The sequence below is a fragment of the Vibrio sp. 1641 genome (assembly GCF_033339995.1).
Classification (GTDB): Bacteria; Pseudomonadota; Gammaproteobacteria; order Enterobacterales; family Vibrionaceae; genus Vibrio; species Vibrio alginolyticus.
The window spans coordinates 238,769-253,687 of the sequence record NZ_JAWOVP010000001.1; the positions used below are offsets into that span (position 1 = coordinate 238,769).

General features: G+C 45.1%; 9 protein-coding genes. 6 read left to right on the plus strand and 3 right to left on the minus strand.

Annotated elements, in window-relative coordinates; translation table 11 throughout:
• Positions 1-76: 76 nt before the first annotated feature.
• Positions 77-4,066 carry a pullulanase-type alpha-1,6-glucosidase gene (gene pulA, locus R7Z47_RS01090; protein WP_262606635.1) on the minus strand — a complete coding sequence of 1,330 codons (3,990 nt, stop codon included), beginning with the start codon at positions 4,064-4,066 and terminating at the stop codon, positions 77-79.
• Between the two features lie 546 nt (positions 4,067-4,612).
• Between pulA and R7Z47_RS01095 the strand changes: the two genes are divergently transcribed.
• The 6 genes from R7Z47_RS01095 (at position 4,613) to pdxY (ending at position 12,064) form a co-directional block, all read left to right on the plus strand.
• Positions 4,613-5,809 carry a tetratricopeptide repeat protein gene (locus R7Z47_RS01095; protein ID WP_258618759.1) on the plus strand — a complete coding sequence of 399 codons (1,197 nt, stop codon included), beginning with the start codon at positions 4,613-4,615 and terminating at the stop codon, positions 5,807-5,809.
• Between the two features lie 538 nt (positions 5,810-6,347).
• Positions 6,348-6,794 (plus strand): helix-turn-helix transcriptional regulator, encoded by a 447-nt coding sequence (locus R7Z47_RS01100; RefSeq protein ID WP_005374797.1) that lies wholly within the window; start codon positions 6,348-6,350, stop codon positions 6,792-6,794.
• A gap of 410 nt (positions 6,795-7,204) precedes the next feature.
• Positions 7,205-9,385: an ornithine decarboxylase SpeF gene (gene speF / locus R7Z47_RS01105; RefSeq protein ID WP_005374800.1), complete on the plus strand. Its 2,181-nt coding sequence runs from the start codon at positions 7,205-7,207 to the stop codon at positions 9,383-9,385.
• Positions 9,386-9,446: 61 nt separating this feature from the next.
• Entirely contained in the window at positions 9,447-10,757 is a 1,311-nt protein-coding gene (gene potE / locus R7Z47_RS01110; protein WP_206949167.1) for a putrescine-ornithine antiporter, read from the plus strand.
• Positions 10,758-10,904: 147 nt separating this feature from the next.
• On the plus strand, positions 10,905-11,093 hold the full coding sequence (locus R7Z47_RS01115) for an AbrB/MazE/SpoVT family DNA-binding domain-containing protein (protein ID WP_005374817.1): 189 nt from the start codon (positions 10,905-10,907) through the stop codon (positions 11,091-11,093).
• Between the two features lie 101 nt (positions 11,094-11,194).
• Positions 11,195-12,064 (plus strand): pyridoxal kinase PdxY, encoded by an 870-nt coding sequence (gene pdxY, locus R7Z47_RS01120; RefSeq protein WP_213886428.1) that lies wholly within the window; start codon positions 11,195-11,197, stop codon positions 12,062-12,064.
• 65 nt (positions 12,065-12,129) lie between these two features.
• On the opposite strand, the gene sstT is transcribed toward pdxY, so the two are convergent.
• Both sstT and rsgA read right to left on the minus strand, forming a co-directional pair.
• The gene (gene sstT / locus R7Z47_RS01125) at positions 12,130-13,347 is read right to left on the minus strand and encodes a serine/threonine transporter SstT (protein WP_005374821.1); all 1,218 of its coding nucleotides are present in this window, start codon (positions 13,345-13,347) and stop codon (positions 12,130-12,132) included.
• Positions 13,348-13,703: 356 nt separating this feature from the next.
• The gene (rsgA, locus tag R7Z47_RS01130) at positions 13,704-14,780 is read right to left on the minus strand and encodes a ribosome small subunit-dependent GTPase A (protein ID WP_025768643.1); all 1,077 of its coding nucleotides are present in this window, start codon (positions 14,778-14,780) and stop codon (positions 13,704-13,706) included.
• Between the last annotated feature and the right edge of the window lie 139 nt (positions 14,781-14,919).

A 14,919-nucleotide genomic window follows, 5' to 3' on the forward strand; every position in this document is an offset into this window, starting at 1 on the left:
CCATTTAGTGACGCCAACAAAACAAAGGGGAAGCGTGATGCTTCCCCTTTTTTATTACGGATGTTTTTAAATGAAACTAGTTTTTCGTTACCGTCACGATTGGCGCCGACTTGTCAGCCGCGTTGAAGTGGAAGTTGTAATTTCCTGCTTCTGCAATCGCAATTTTCAGGTTTGCACTACCGCCACCGACTTCCATCGTTAGCGCTTTACCAAGCTCAACACTGCCTTCGCCACCGAAGTTGGTGTCTGCTGCCCAGTCTGCGCTCGCAACTTTCATCTCGTAGTTGCCCGCCGCTAGGTCAATGTCTAGCGAGTAAACGTCATTTGCTACATAGCTGAACTTCGCAGTTGAGTCTTGCGCTGGAGTGTCCCATGTGGTGATAGTGCCACGTAGGTAAAGTGCTGTTTCACCGAACGTCGGTGCATCTGCTGACTTCGTCACTGAAACGACAGGTTTTTCTACGCTTTCATCTTGAGCATGTAACGCGTTCAGAGTGAAGTTGTACTTACCAGTTTCAGCGACAGACAACGTACAGTTCCCCGCAGAGCCTAAGTCTAGTGAGCCAGAAGCCAAATCCGCAGCATCACAACCGATGTTTGGATTTGCCCATCCTGAGTCCGCAAATTTGAACTCGTGTTCACCTGCTTCAAGAACGCCAGTTACAGAGTACATGCCGTTGCCAATAAAGGTCATCGCCCAGTCACTGCTATCTGACCACTCGTTCATGGTGCCTTTGACGTAAACCACAGTTTCGCCGTAAGGAGGAATGCTCGATACGTCTTTATTGTCCGTGTTTACTGGTAGGCCTGCACCTTGCGCGCCGTCTTGTGGCTGTACGAATACCGCTGTTGTCAGTGCTGGTACTGTGAACGTTTCATTGGCGAAGCTTGCACCTTTCACGATGTCATCCGCAGAGTTTTGTTGAACTTCATGTAACTCGAAACCAGTTGCGCCAGCAACTTTGAAAGACTTCTCAGTTGATGTTGAGTTCACAACGGCCACGACAGCATCGTAGTTCGAATCTAAATCGGCACCTGCTGATGTACCATCGTCGATAGACATCACAATCAAGCCTTCCACTTGGTCTTTCCCTACGTTGTGGAAGTCCACACGGTTCATCACTTCTTGCGCGGTATCTAGGCGGAACAGTTCGCTTGTGCTACGGATTTTTAGTAGCTCTAGGAATTGTTGCTTAGTCAGCTCGATGTCGGTTGAATCTGGTTTCGCCGTGCTGTCACCAACGATGGTTTTTATCAGCTCCCAGTTTGCACCGTCTTTGTCTTCACGTGGTAGACCAACGTTCCAGTTATTGTCGCTTCCGTCGAAGAATACACGGTTGAACCAGTCACCAGAATCGTACGAGTCGCGCTGCATGGATTTAGAGCGCAATAGCTCAGAACCCATGTGGATGAATGGAATGCCTTGACCAAGCATCACCGTTGATAGGGACACAGCCTGCATACGTGCACGCTCGGCAGATGAAGTGCCTGTCGCAATCTTGTAGGCGTTGTTATCCCACAATGTTTGGTTGTCGTGCTTAGACACGTAAGAGATGTTCTCTGATGGCACTTTTGTGTAGCCTGCAGGCGCACCATTGTAATCAACGTTCTTACCCAGTTTGGTTTCGCCTTTGTAATCAAGAAGGATGTAGTCAGCCAAGTTACCAGCCATACCTAGACGAACCAGATCTTGGTTGTGTAAACGACCATTCACCGATTCTGCGTCAGTTTTGGTTTCTTCGTTAGGGTAAGCAGCATTACCAAAGCCTTGGTTAAAGCGAAGTGGGTGCTTACCTTCAGAATCTACACCGCCATCAAACGGGCTTCCGCCACGAACTGCGTCACGCAGACGATCAGAGAAAGTACCGATTTCTGTCCCTGCCATGTTGACTTGTGTCGCCTGATCGAAGCGAGCGTTTTGCGCGACTTCACCAAAGTCCCAACCTTCGCCGTAGAACAAGGTATTCGGGTCAATTTCACGGACTTTTTCAAGTGCGTAAACCATCACATCTTTCGGCTGGTGGCCCATAAGGTCAAAACGGAAACCATCGACTTTATAGTCATCCGCCCATACCATCAATGAGTCAACCATTAGTTTACCCATCATCAAGTTCTCGGTTGCGGTGTTATCACAACAGGTTGAGTTTTCGACGCCGCCAGTGTTGACGTTTAGGCGGTGGTAGTACCCAGGGACAATCTTATCCAGTACTGATTTTTCGTTCACACCAGATGCATTTGTGTGGTTGTACACGACGTCCATGACCAGTTTCAGATCCATTTTATGCGTCGCTTGAACCATTTCGCGGAACTCAAGAATACGCTTAGACCCGTTAGGATCGGTCGCATAACTGCCTTCCGGCACGGTGTAGTGGTAAGGGTCGTAACCCCAGTTGAAGCTGTCTAGCATGCGAAGATCGTTCATCAACGCTTGTGCTTTGCCCGTTGTTGGGTCGTAGCTATTTAATACCTCTTCAATTACTTTGCCGTCATCTTCGGTCTCACAAATGGAGGCTTCTGGCTTGATGCCACAAAGTTTACCCACGGTGTCGGTGATATCGACTCGCTTGTCAGCGTCTTCATCCACGGTTGCAATATCAAATGCTGGCAAGATATGTAGCGTTGTTAGGCCAGCATCTTTTAAAGCTTGTAAGTGAGATACAGACTCACGCTCAGGTTCTGTAAGCGCCAGATATTTGCCATCAAGACTTGGTGTGCCTTTGCTGTCGTTAAAGCTGAAATCACGAATGTGTGACTCGTAAAGGACGTGGTCTTCGTCTTTTTTAACCGTTGGGCGTGCGTAGTTTTTCCAATCTTGAGGCATTAAGCTTGGATCATCTAAATCAACCACTTGCGAGTATCGTGAGTTCTTAGACAAGCTCATTGAATATGGGTCTGTTACCAAACGCGTTTCAACGACGCCAGTTGTTGGGTGGTATACCTTAACTTGGTAGCGATAATATTTGTTGACAACGTTGCTTTGTGCCTCAGAAACCCAGATACCTGTTGCTGGGTCTTCCGTCATGGCAACGGTCGCTTCTTCTGCTAAGTTTTCATCGTAGATTATCAGATCAACATCTTGGGCAGTTGGTGCCCATAGTTTGAAGGTTGCGGCACCGCCTTCCACAATCGCACCGAGTTCTTGACCGATCGCGTTACCTGCCTTGGAATCGGCAAACACTGCATCCAAAACGCCCGGTTTTTGCACTTCAGTTGCAGAAATGACGTCACTATTTGCGTTGTAAGCCACCATAACGATTTGTGACTTCAGGATCGTACGCAAGGTCGCGTCATCGACATCGATACCCGCAGCTTGAAGGCTAGCAAGGTGACGGAAGCGTGATTTCAGACCATCAGACAACTCACCAGCTTTTGTCAGCTCAACTGCTGTACCGCCAGAGATTTGCTTATCTTCATCCATTTTGATGTCATTGCTAATGCTGTAGAACAGCTTCATGGAATCCGCACTGGTCGCCGCTTCCCATGCAATGGTGTTGGCGTCTAACCAATGGGCTTTTTGACCATCAATATCAACAGGGCGCTCTTCTATTGGCTCGTAGTAAAGTTCACTGCTGCCGTGGAAGCCAAACAAACCTTTCGATTCGCCGATTTTCGTCAACTCTACTTTTGAGTTTGCGCTGCCGAACGCTTTCTCATCACCTTTGTGCAGAATGAAGTTCATGCATTCGTGTGGGTCAGAGGCGTCAGGGTTTATTTTCAGTACGTAGTAAGCACCGTAGGTGTCGTTGATGCCATCGAATGGGTGTGGCGCAGACCAATCCGTTCCTGTTCCCGGAATGCCCATTGCGTCTAAATCTGTGCTGGTACAGCCCTCACCGTTCCATAGGTGCAAGCCCCAACCTTCGTAGTCGCTTGCTGTTGAAGCTGATGCTACGTCACGTTTGTAATAAATGACGACTTCGTTCTCTCCCGCAGGGTACAAGCCTGAGCCAGGGTTCGTCGTATCTTCGTTCGTGCTATCACTACCACAACCGCTGATTACCGCGACGGAAATCAAAGGCAGTACGGTTTTGGCAATTGTTGATAATTTAAATGTCTTATTGTCCACGTTTACAAATCCATTGTTATTGAATTGATATTGAGCTGCGCGCTGCCTTCGCTGACTCAATCATCAAGAAGGTTTTGCACACGCTAGAAAGGCAGATGCCAAAAAAGGAAATGTTCAATTAGATGCTAATACACTGAATCATCAGCAAAATGTGAGAGCAGGCTGTTAAGTTTTTTACAGGTGCAAATTTTCTGTCACAGTCGATTTTGTTCACAAATTAAATAATAAAACAGGCGCATAGTGAGAGATTCTGCACATCATTAAAATGTAAATTTTTATGGGATGAGTAAGGGGGGATGATAGGGGATGAGAATGTCTCAGCCCCAAAACCGTGATTAAGTTCTATAAAAATGAGGGCTATATTTTTCTTTTAAAAATAAGTTGCAGTGATGTTGAATAAAATACCGCCATTAAGTCTTCGCAAGCTTCAGATTTTCGCTAAGTGGTCGTTATATAATGAAGGTAGTCGGCGTTACGTCGGCGCGTAATCATAAGATTTCCCTGAAAGGGAGTTGAATTGGGCCCTGAAACCAAAAGAGGCTATTTATGAGTAGTATGGGCATTGCCATTGCGGCAACTGGCCTTTCACTCGTCCTGATATTTGTGTGGATGATCTCGTTGTCGATGCGGAAACAGAGACTCGAGGCAGAGAGGAAAGCTCGCGAAGCCGCTTATCGAAAGGCGATGCATAAAGCGCGAGAGCAAGAGCGTAAAGAGCGAGAGTTCAAAGCCGAAACTGGGCATATCCCCACCATTTTATTTCTAGCGAAAGAAGCCGAAAAGGACAACATTCGTCAAGCGCTGTATTGGTATGATAAAGCCGCTAAACTGGACAATGTGACGGGGATGTACGGCATTGTTCGCTTAAGTGAACGCATGCGCGAAGATGTGATTTTAAAAGAGCAGGCAAACTTCTGGCGTACCGCAATTGCGGGAATGGAAGGGGATACCGAAGCGAAATTTTCGACGGGCAAGGCCTTGGTCTTTGGTCGAGGAACTGAAAAAAATATCCCAAAAGGTAACCAACTGATTGAAACTGCCGCCGAAGAAGGCTGCATTGATGCCATGATTTATATGGGGGAATGGCAGCTTTCACCAGACAATAGTGCAGGACGCAGTGCAGATGCGCTTTACTGGTTTATGAAAGCGGCGGAAAAAGACAGTGCAGAAGGCAAGATCCAAGTCGGCTTATGTTACCTAAATGGCATTGGTACAGAAAAAAGCATGGTTAAAGGTTGCTACTGGCTGGAACGGGCCGCGGAAGGTGGCAGTGCTAAAGCGATGTATCATGCTGGCGAAGCGTGGAAGGATAAAGGTAAAACGGGTAATGCAATTGCTTATGTTTGGCTGTTTCTTGCTGCCAATATGGGCTACCAACCTGCACGTACGTTGCGTGATGAAGTGGCAACCAATATTGGTGTTGATGTTGTCGTTGGATTGCAGTCCATAGCGAAGCCGTTGCAAAGAAAGCTGGCCTCAGGAATGGTGAGAAAGCACTCTATTATTCGAGCCCTTAACAAAGTGTACAAACGCGAAGCGTATTTTCCTGCGGAAGAGGAGCTCAATGCGGTGTTGAATGACGAGAGTAAAGAAGCCTCCGAGGCTTGGGAGGAGGCATCAACACTAGATTTTCAGCCTAACATGACAACGGTAACAGCAGAAGGTCAGGCAAGCACATCGCCCAACGAAAAAAAACTTTCTAAAGAGGCGCTCGATTTCACTCAAAACTTCCTTCAACCATAACCTATCTTATCCAGAAGCCTCAAGATTGAGGCTTTTCTTTTGCTCTTTTGCCAGTATCTCTATCAGTCACGACAACAGAATGTAAACTTACTTAAGCAGTCATTTTACTGATGTGCATACTATTTATGCGATTTTTCAACATATTTTTAGTACTTAACTAAGATGGGATCTGTGTACCTTAAAAAAGAGGTTTTTCCCTCTTTATTTACTTCCGCTATTGGGCTTAGATCAAGCCTTTTCAATTGATAGTAATAATGATTGAAGAGCAATTGCTTGATGCCCCGATTTATAGATGAATAGTACTCATTACTTTATCTAATAATGTAAATTAAAAAATGTATTATAAATCTTAAATTGTTCTTTTATATTTAGGTGTTGATTATTGATTTTATGATTAATTAGGCGCAAGATAACGTAAAAATAAAATAGCATAGTTAATATGCAGAATTACACTAGGAAGTAACTTTTTCATTACATGTTTCATAATAAATAGAGATAATTTTTTATCTCTGTTTTTATTTATATTAGAGATTTGTGTATGTTGAGAATCATTAGTGCAGATAAATTTATCTCTTCAAGGTTTATCTTAGAGTACAGTAAGGCTGAGTTCGCTTCTTTATTAGGTGTTTCCGTCGCTAAAATAAGTAATATTGAAAGTGGAAAATCTTCAATCCCCCCGGTGTATGATTACGCCATTAATTACTTGTTGAGTGAACATCCATTTAAAGATAGTGCTGTTGATGCTTTATGCTCTCATGAAACGTTAAACTTTGCTCGTCGTATTGACGTCAATACCAAAGTAAAACGCTTGTCCTGTAAGCGTTGCGATAGCCGTAGACTGCACGTTATGGCTGGCATGAGTGGCTTGTATTTTGTCGAGTGCATGGATTGTAAACACACTATGTACTCGTCAGGCATGTCTGTAAAACGTTATCAGCAATGGTCGAATGATGGAGTCAAACTAGATAGTCATTTATTTAATTGAATTGTGTTTCCTTTGCACCTAAAGTAAAAAGCCATCAATACATGTGTTGATGGCTTTTTTATTATGTGTTTAAATTTAGTTAAAATTAAAATATTTATCATTCCTAATAATATAGTCCTAATAATTATATAGTGATGGAAATCTCAAAAAATTATTTTCTTGATATTTTATTTCTAACAACAATGGCTGTGGTCACACAATTTTTAATTATTTTTCCTTTTAAGCCTGGTTTCAATATCATTGGGCTATCAATTGGAAAGTGATGAAGATCGCGAAATTTTAATTCGAGAAAATAAGACTTTTAAATATGAAAATTTAATCACGAAATTTGTTTTTTGAATTTTAAATATCGTTTTCGTTTGTAATATCTGTACCTGTCAATTTTAAAGAACAAAAAAGAGATATTCCAAATGAAACGTTTAATTATAGGTGTTAGTAATTACATGCCAGAAGACTTCAGTTTATTAGCTGAATCTTTAGATGAACAATTTAATCGTCATTTACAACCTTTAGAGCAAGTTGAATTAACCGACGTTGGTGCGGCTATTATTACTTCAGCAGACATTAAAGCAGGTCTGCATAAAATGATTTCTGAAACGGGTTACGGTATTCCAGTTTTCTTAGTAACGGATGAAAACCCAGTTTCGGCAGAAGATTACGTTTGGCTAACTGGCGTTATCGATTTAGAAAGACAATCTATTGAGTACTACTGTCGTCAAATCAACGAAGCGGTAACCAAGTACGAATGTCGTCTGCTTCCTCCTTTCTTCAAGCAATTAACGCACTATGTTGAGATGGGTAACTCAGCGTTTGACTGTCCGGGACACCAAGGTGGTCAGTTCTTCAAAAAACACCCAGCGGGTAAACAATTCTACGATTTCTTCGGCGAAAACCTGTTCCGTAGTGACTTGTGTAATGCGGACGTGGATTTAGGTGACTTGCTGATCCACGAAGGTTCTGCACACCAAGCGCAAGCGCACGCTGCAAAAGTATTTAACGCGGACAAAACTTACTTCGTACTTAACGGCACTTCTGCTTCAAACAAAGTAGTGTGTAACGCGCTGGTAACTGAAGGTGATTTGGTACTGTTCGACCGTAACAACCACAAATCGAACCACCACGGTGCGTTAATCCAAGCGGGTGGTATGCCAGTTTACTTAGAAACGGCGCGTAACCCTTGGGGCTTTATCGGTGGCATGGATGAACACTGTTTCGATGAAGAATACATTCGTGCTCAAATCGCGAAAGTGGACCCAGAACGTGCACGCGATGAACGTCCTTTCCGTCTTGCTATTATCCAACTTGGTACTTATGACGGTACTATCTACAACGCTCGCTACGTAATGGATAAGATAGGTCACCTTTGTGACTACATCCTGTTTGACTCTGCATGGGTTGGTTATGAGCAGTTCATCCCGATGATGAAAGACTGTTCACCACTGCTGCTGGATTTGAAACCAGAAGACGCAGGTGTGATCGTGACTCAGTCTGTTCACAAACAACAAGCTGGCTTCTCTCAAACATCGCAAATCCACAAAAAAGACCGCCATATCAAAGGTCAAGCTCGTTACTGTAACCACAAACGCTTTAACAACGCGTTTATGATGCACGCATCGACTTCACCATTCTACGCACTGTTCTCTGCGCTTGATGTGAACGCGAAGATCCACGACGGCGAAGCAGGTCTGCGTTTATGGCGCGATGCGGTTAAGACAGGTATCGAAGCGCGTAAAGAAATCCTTAAGAGTTGTGAATTGATTCGTCCGTTCATTCCAGATGAAGTCGAAGGCCAACCTTGGGGCAGCTACGACACTGACGTGATCGCAACGAACAAGAAATTCTTCATGTTTGAGCCAAACGCAAGCTGGCACAAATTCGAGGGGTACGGTGAAGGTCAATACTTCGTTGACCCATGTAAATTGCTACTAACCACAGCAGGTATTGCTGAAGATGGCAGCTACGCAGATTTCGGTATTCCTGCAACGCTTTTAGCGAACTTCCTTCGTGAAAATGGCATCATCCCTGAAAAGTGCGACTTGAACTCTATCTTGTTCCTACTCACTCCTGCGGAAGATATGGGTAAGATCCGTCACCTTGTGGCTCAAATTAACCGATTCGAAAAATTCATCCGTGATGATGCCCCTTTAAGTATCGTACTTCCAAGCGTCTACGAAGCGAATAAAGAACGCTACCGTGGCTACACCATCCGTCAGCTATGTCAGGAAATGCATGACATGTACAAAGAGCTGAACGTGAAACAGTTACAAAAAGCGATGTTCCGCAGCGAGTACTTCCCACAAATGGTTCACAAACCTGACGTAGCAACACGCAAATACTTCCGTGGTGAATGCAATTACCTACCACTTAAAGAGGCCGTGGGCTGCGTAGCCGCTGAAGGTGCACTTCCTTACCCTCCAGGTATTATCTGTGTGATCACTGGTGAAGTCTGGACTCAACAGGTGGTGGATTACTTCCTATCTCTAGAAGAAGGCATTAACCGCTTCCCAGGCTTCGCGCCAGAAATTCAAGGTGTGTACCTTGAAGATGTTAACGGTCGCACTACCGCACATTGTTATGTCCTAAAAGATTAATCTACCCGTTCGCACCACGCTCCGGCGTCGGTGCGAACCGCTTATTCGTGGAGAATAATTTATGAGTACTGAAACTAAAAAAATGTCGGTGGTGCAGTTAACCATTCTGACATTCATCAACATGGCTGGCTCCGGTATCATCATGCTGCCAAGTAAACTGGCGCAAGTGGGCACCATTTCTGTGTTGTCTTGGCTGATCACGGCGGCGGGCTCTTTGGCGTTGGCTTACGTGTTCGCAAAATGTGGTCGCTTTAGTAAACGTGACGGTGGTATGAACGGTTACGCGTCTTATGCATTCGGTAAATCGGGTGCATTTATGGCGGGCTGGACTTACGGTTTGTCGCTCCTTATTGCGAATATTGCGATCGCGATTACTTGTGTGGGTTACGGCTCCGCATTCTTTGAAGTGACCCTATCTCCGGTCGAAACCTGTTTATACACCATCGCCATTCTTTGGATTTGTACTTTCGCTAACTTCGGTGGTGCGAAAATCACAGGTCAAATTGGTACATTCACCGTGTGGGGCGTAATCCTACCAGTGTGTTCATTGGGTATTGTTGGTTGGTTCTGGTTTAACCCAACCATGTACATTGAAGCTTGGAACCCACACAGCTTGCCATTTGGTGAAGCGGTGAGTGCTTCTATTGCGATGACTCTATGGGCATTCCTTGGTCTTGAATCAGCTTGTGCGAACTCTGAAGCGGTAGAAAACCCAGAGAAGAACGTACCAATCGCAGTGCTAGGTGGTACGCTAATCGCGGCTGTGGTTTACATTGTATCGACAAACATCTGTTCTGGTATCGTTGCAAACTCTGAGCTTGCCGCTTCTACAGCGCCATTCTCAACCGTATGGACAGTGATGCTAGGTTCTGCCGCTGGTAAAGTGGTTGCGGGTATGGCGGTATTGGCTTGTGCGGGCTCTCTATTGGGTTGGCAATTCACTATCGCGTCAGTGTTCAAATCGTCTGCTGATGCGGGCTTCTTCCCTAAATTGTTCTCTCAAGTGGACAAACGCGGCACACCGATCAAAGGTATGATCGCGATTACTATCATCCAATCAGTATTGTCTCTAATGACGATTTCTCCAACGCTGAACGAGCAGTTCGAAGCACTGGTTAACCTAGCGGTAGTAACAAACGTTATTCCTTACATCTTATGTATGGGCGCAATCTTTATTATGCAGCAAGTGGCGCACGTGCCAGAGCGCGAGATGAAAACCACCAACGTTATCGCTCTGATTGGCTCTCTGTACAGCTTCTATGCGCTTTACGGCTCCGGCTACGAAGCGATGATGTGGGGCTCTATCGTAACCTTCCTAGGCTGGAGTGCTTACGGTCTGATTGCTGCGAAGCATGAGCCTTTAGCAAATTAAAAAATAATACAGAAAGAGCCTTCCCAAACGCGGTGTGGAAGGCTCTTTGTTTTTAGGCATTTACGCCAAATCCAAGTCAGCTCGATGTATTTGAGGCTAGACATCCAATGACGTGAAAACTCATTTTCGACATTTGGAGGACGAAAGATGATAAGTCAACCTGTTAAAATCGGTGACGACACCGCCGTAGTCATTCCAAGCGTAATCCTGGCTCAGCTCGGGATAAGGGAAGGAGATACCCTAGAAATCGCACTGAATAAAGACAAAATGGAAATTAAGAAGATGGTGTTGAAAACCAACGCTCCAACTTACTCTGAAGATATTGAGGAGAATTGAGTTAGAGAATCTTGGTTTGTCGGATACACTACTGGTTTCGCAAAACTGGCGCTTGCCGCTGTCTTTGAACTATCGATAACTACAATAAGAGGTAAGGTACTATGCAAGGTATCCTCTCTATACAATCTCATGTTTCTTTTGGTCATGCTGGTAACAGCAGTGCCGTTTTCCCAATGCAACGCATGGGTTTCGAAGTATGGCCGATTCATACCGTTCAATTTTCTAACCACACGCAGTATCAAGAAGGCTGGACTGGGCGAGCGTTTGCGGCTGAAGACATCAGCGAGTTAGTTCGTGGCCTTGGTAACATCGGTGCATTGGAAAAATGCCAAGCGGTGTTGACCGGCTACCAAGGTAGCGCAGAGCAGTGCCTTGCTGTTGAAGATACCGTGACGAAAGTGAAGCAAGCGAACCCGAACGCACTTTATGTTTGCGACCCTGTGATGGGCGCGCCAGACAAAGGCTGCATTGTGGCTCCGGGCATTGCTGAAAATCTTCTAACGCGTTTGATGCCAATGGCGGACGTGATCGTTCCGAACCAATTCGAGCTAAGTCAATTTGCTGAGATGGAAATCCACTCACTAGACGATGCGATCACCGCATGCCAACGTGCGCTAGAAAAAGGTCCAAAAGTGGTGCTAGTTAAGCACCTTTACTGCCTAGAAAATGGCAGCTTCAACATGCTATTGGCTACGCAAGAAGGCATTTACCTTGCGAAGCGTCCTCAATTTGAGTTTGCTAAACAACCTGTTGGCGTGGGCGATCTTATTTCAGCTATCTTTACCGCGGGACTCTTAAAAGGCTGGTCTCCCAAGCAAGCTTTCCAACATTGTCATGACGCATGCTACGGGGTGTTAAGTGCAACGTACCATGCAGGCGAATGGGAGCTGCAAACTATTGCTGCGCAGCAAGAGTTTGTTGAGCCAAGTAAGCATTTCTCAATTGAAGAGGTGGCTTTGGTCACCGCGTAATCGAGCGCAATTAAACAAAAAAGGGGAGCCATCATCGGCTCCCCTTTCTATTTGTTCTGTCAGTCTTACTGAGCTTTTTGCTGCTCTGATTTACAAACTGCTGCCGTAAAGACAACGTCTGTTGAGCTGTTTAGCGCAGTTTCTGCAGAGTCTTGAATCACACCGATAATGAAGCCAACCGCTACAACCTGCATTGCTACGTCGTTTGAGATACCAAACAGGCCACACGCAAGTGGGATAAGTAGTAGAGAGCCACCTGCAACACCTGATGCGCCGCATGCAGAAACCGCAGCTACAATACTGAGCAGTAGCGCAGTCAGTAGATCAACTTCGATACCCATAGTGTGCACAGCTGCAAGCGTTAGCGTTGTGATAGTGATTGCAGCACCAGCCATGTTGATGGTCGCACCTAGAGGGATAGATACTGAGTATGTATCCTCGTCCAGTTTTAGCTTCTCACATAGTGCCATGTTTACTGGAATATTCGCCGCACTTGAACGAGTGAAGAACGCAGTTACACCACTTTCACGTAGACAACGGAATACAAGTGGGTAAGGGTTTTGTTTGGTTTTAACGAACACGATCGCCGGGTTTACAACGAGTGCGATGATCATCATTGCGCCAAGAAGAACCGCCAGAAGGTGTGCGTAGCTTGCTAGTGCGCTAAAGCCCGTTGTCGCAAACGTTGAAGCAACCAAGCCAAAGATACCAAATGGTGCAAGACGAATGATAAAGCGCACAATGTGAGACACGCTGTGGCTTAGATCTTCAAATACGGCCTTCGTTGTTGCCGATGCGTGGTGTAGTGCAAGACCCAGACCCACACCCCAAGCAAGAATGCCGATGTAGTTTGCTTCTACTAGTGCATTTACTGGGTTGTCGACCAGTTTAAACAACAATGTGCGTAGAATTTCAGCAATACCTTGAGGAGGCGTTGCACCTTCAGCGCCGGTGACAAGCGTTAAATTGGTCGGGAAAAGGAAGCTTAGAACCACTGCTGATAGCGCCGCGAAGAATGTACCCATCAGGTACAGTACAACGATTGGGCGCATGTAAGTGTGTTGGTTTTTCTTTTGGTTTGCAATTGAAGCGGCAACCAAAATAAACACAAGAATTGGCGCGATCGCTTTAAGCGCACCGACAAAAAGGCTACCAATTAATCCCGCGCTTTCGGCATGGCTTGGAGAAATTGTCGCGAGCAAAATACCAAAGACGATACCGACAAGGATCTGGACGACGAGGTTACCACGAGCATATCGGGCAACGAGGCTGTTGTGTTGCATACATCATTCCTGCAATTTTATGCCAGAGTGGCAGGGCAATAGTCCATCATTACACGGCGATAATGCCCTTGTATTGCAAGGGGTGGGCATTGCTTCTGGTCACTAAGACACATGATTATCAATTATCCTGTTTTTATAAATTCAGCCATTTTCTTGCTGAATATCACATATCTTAGCTTGGTAATATTTTGTGTCTAGTTTTAGTTTGTTTTTGGATTAAATGTTTGCTCAATGTTATTTAAATAAGATTTTTATGTTGAAAATTATCATTAGTTATGAGTAATGGTTTTTAATAAAGTTGTTAAAAAGGAGACTTTCGTCTCCTTTGATTTTATTGACAACTCAAACGCAACAAATTAATAACTTTGTTGGCGCCTGCGCTTATCACTCATGGCATTTCGAGTGAGTTTCCCGAACTGTCGACTTTGAGCTCGTTGCTCTGCCAAAGTCGCACCGTTAAAGGCTTGTTCTCGCGTTAGTTTTTGATAGTTATTGAAACGACGAACTTCCAGTTTGCCATTTTCAATCGCAGTTTGAATTGCGCAACCCGGCTCAGTTTGATGTTGGCAATCACCAAAGCGACAACGCTGAGCGAGAGCCTCAATGTCAGAAAACGCCTCGCTGACCCCCGATTCACAATCTGCTAGTTGAAGCTCGCGCATTCCCGGAGTATCAATCAAGATGCCGCCATCAGGTAATAGATGGATAGAGCGCGATGTAGTTGTATGTCGACCTTTGCTATCGTCTTCACGAATATGCCCAGTTGCCTGTTCTTGTTGCCCGAGTAATGCATTAACAAGAGTTGATTTGCCAACGCCTGAAGAACCGATAAAAGCGAGGGTTTGTCCTTCTTTGCACCAGGTCATGAGTTTAGAAGCACTCTCTATTTCTAAGCCGTTGACTGTCTCTATAGCTAATAGAGGGTCGAGCTTCTGTACTTGGCTTTTTAGTTCATCAGTATTGTCACACAAATCGGCTTTGGAAAGCACGATGACGGGTTCGACTTCGGCTTCATGAGCCAAGGCAAGATAGCGTTCAATACGACTTAAATTGAAGTCGTCGTTAAGGGAACAGACGATAAACACTGTATCCACATTGGCTGCGATGAGTTGCTCTGCCACTTTGCTGCCAGCGGCTTTGCGGCTAAAGAGGCTCAAGCGATCCAGTAAGCGAACAAATTGCTGATCTTCATTTAAGATTACCCAGTCTCCGACGGTCATGTTGGGTAAAGAATGGTGGGCATTAAGATGAACTTGCCCAGTTTCTGTTGCCAATAAATAACCACTTCGGTGATGCGCAATTACACGAGCAAAGATAGTGTTGTCGTAATCGTCTAATGTCAGTTGTTGCTGAAAAAATGGTTTCCAACCCAATTGTTTTAGAGGGTTTGAAGTTGAAACTAATGTGTCACAAAAAGTATGTGTTTGATTCATTATTGAATTATCCCAGACGCAACAAAGCGCCTTAATACAAATCGCATTAGGGTCTAATTCGGATAGAGTTGACCCCGGTGAAGACCGGGCAGAGAAGGGGAGTTGTGGTTATGCCACAGAGTTGGTGCTGTTAGGATTA

Bases quoted from the DNA above. Each gene is read 5' to 3' on its own strand.
- R7Z47_RS01100 (WP_005374797.1), top strand. From the start codon at position 6,348: ATGTTGAGAATCATTAGTGCAGATAAATTTATCTCTTCAAGGTTTATC.
- pdxY (WP_213886428.1), top strand. From the start codon at position 11,195: ATGCAAGGTATCCTCTCTATACAATCTCATGTTTCTTTTGGTCATGCT.
- speF (WP_005374800.1), top strand. From the start codon at position 7,205: ATGAAACGTTTAATTATAGGTGTTAGTAATTACATGCCAGAAGACTTC.
- R7Z47_RS01115 (WP_005374817.1), top strand. From the start codon at position 10,905: ATGATAAGTCAACCTGTTAAAATCGGTGACGACACCGCCGTAGTCATT.
- potE (WP_206949167.1), top strand. From the start codon at position 9,447: ATGAGTACTGAAACTAAAAAAATGTCGGTGGTGCAGTTAACCATTCTG.
- sstT (WP_005374821.1), bottom strand. From the start codon at position 13,347: ATGCAACACAACAGCCTCGTTGCCCGATATGCTCGTGGTAACCTCGTC.
- rsgA (WP_025768643.1), bottom strand. From the start codon at position 14,780: ATGAATCAAACACATACTTTTTGTGACACATTAGTTTCAACTTCAAAC.
- R7Z47_RS01095 (WP_258618759.1), top strand. From the start codon at position 4,613: ATGAGTAGTATGGGCATTGCCATTGCGGCAACTGGCCTTTCACTCGTC.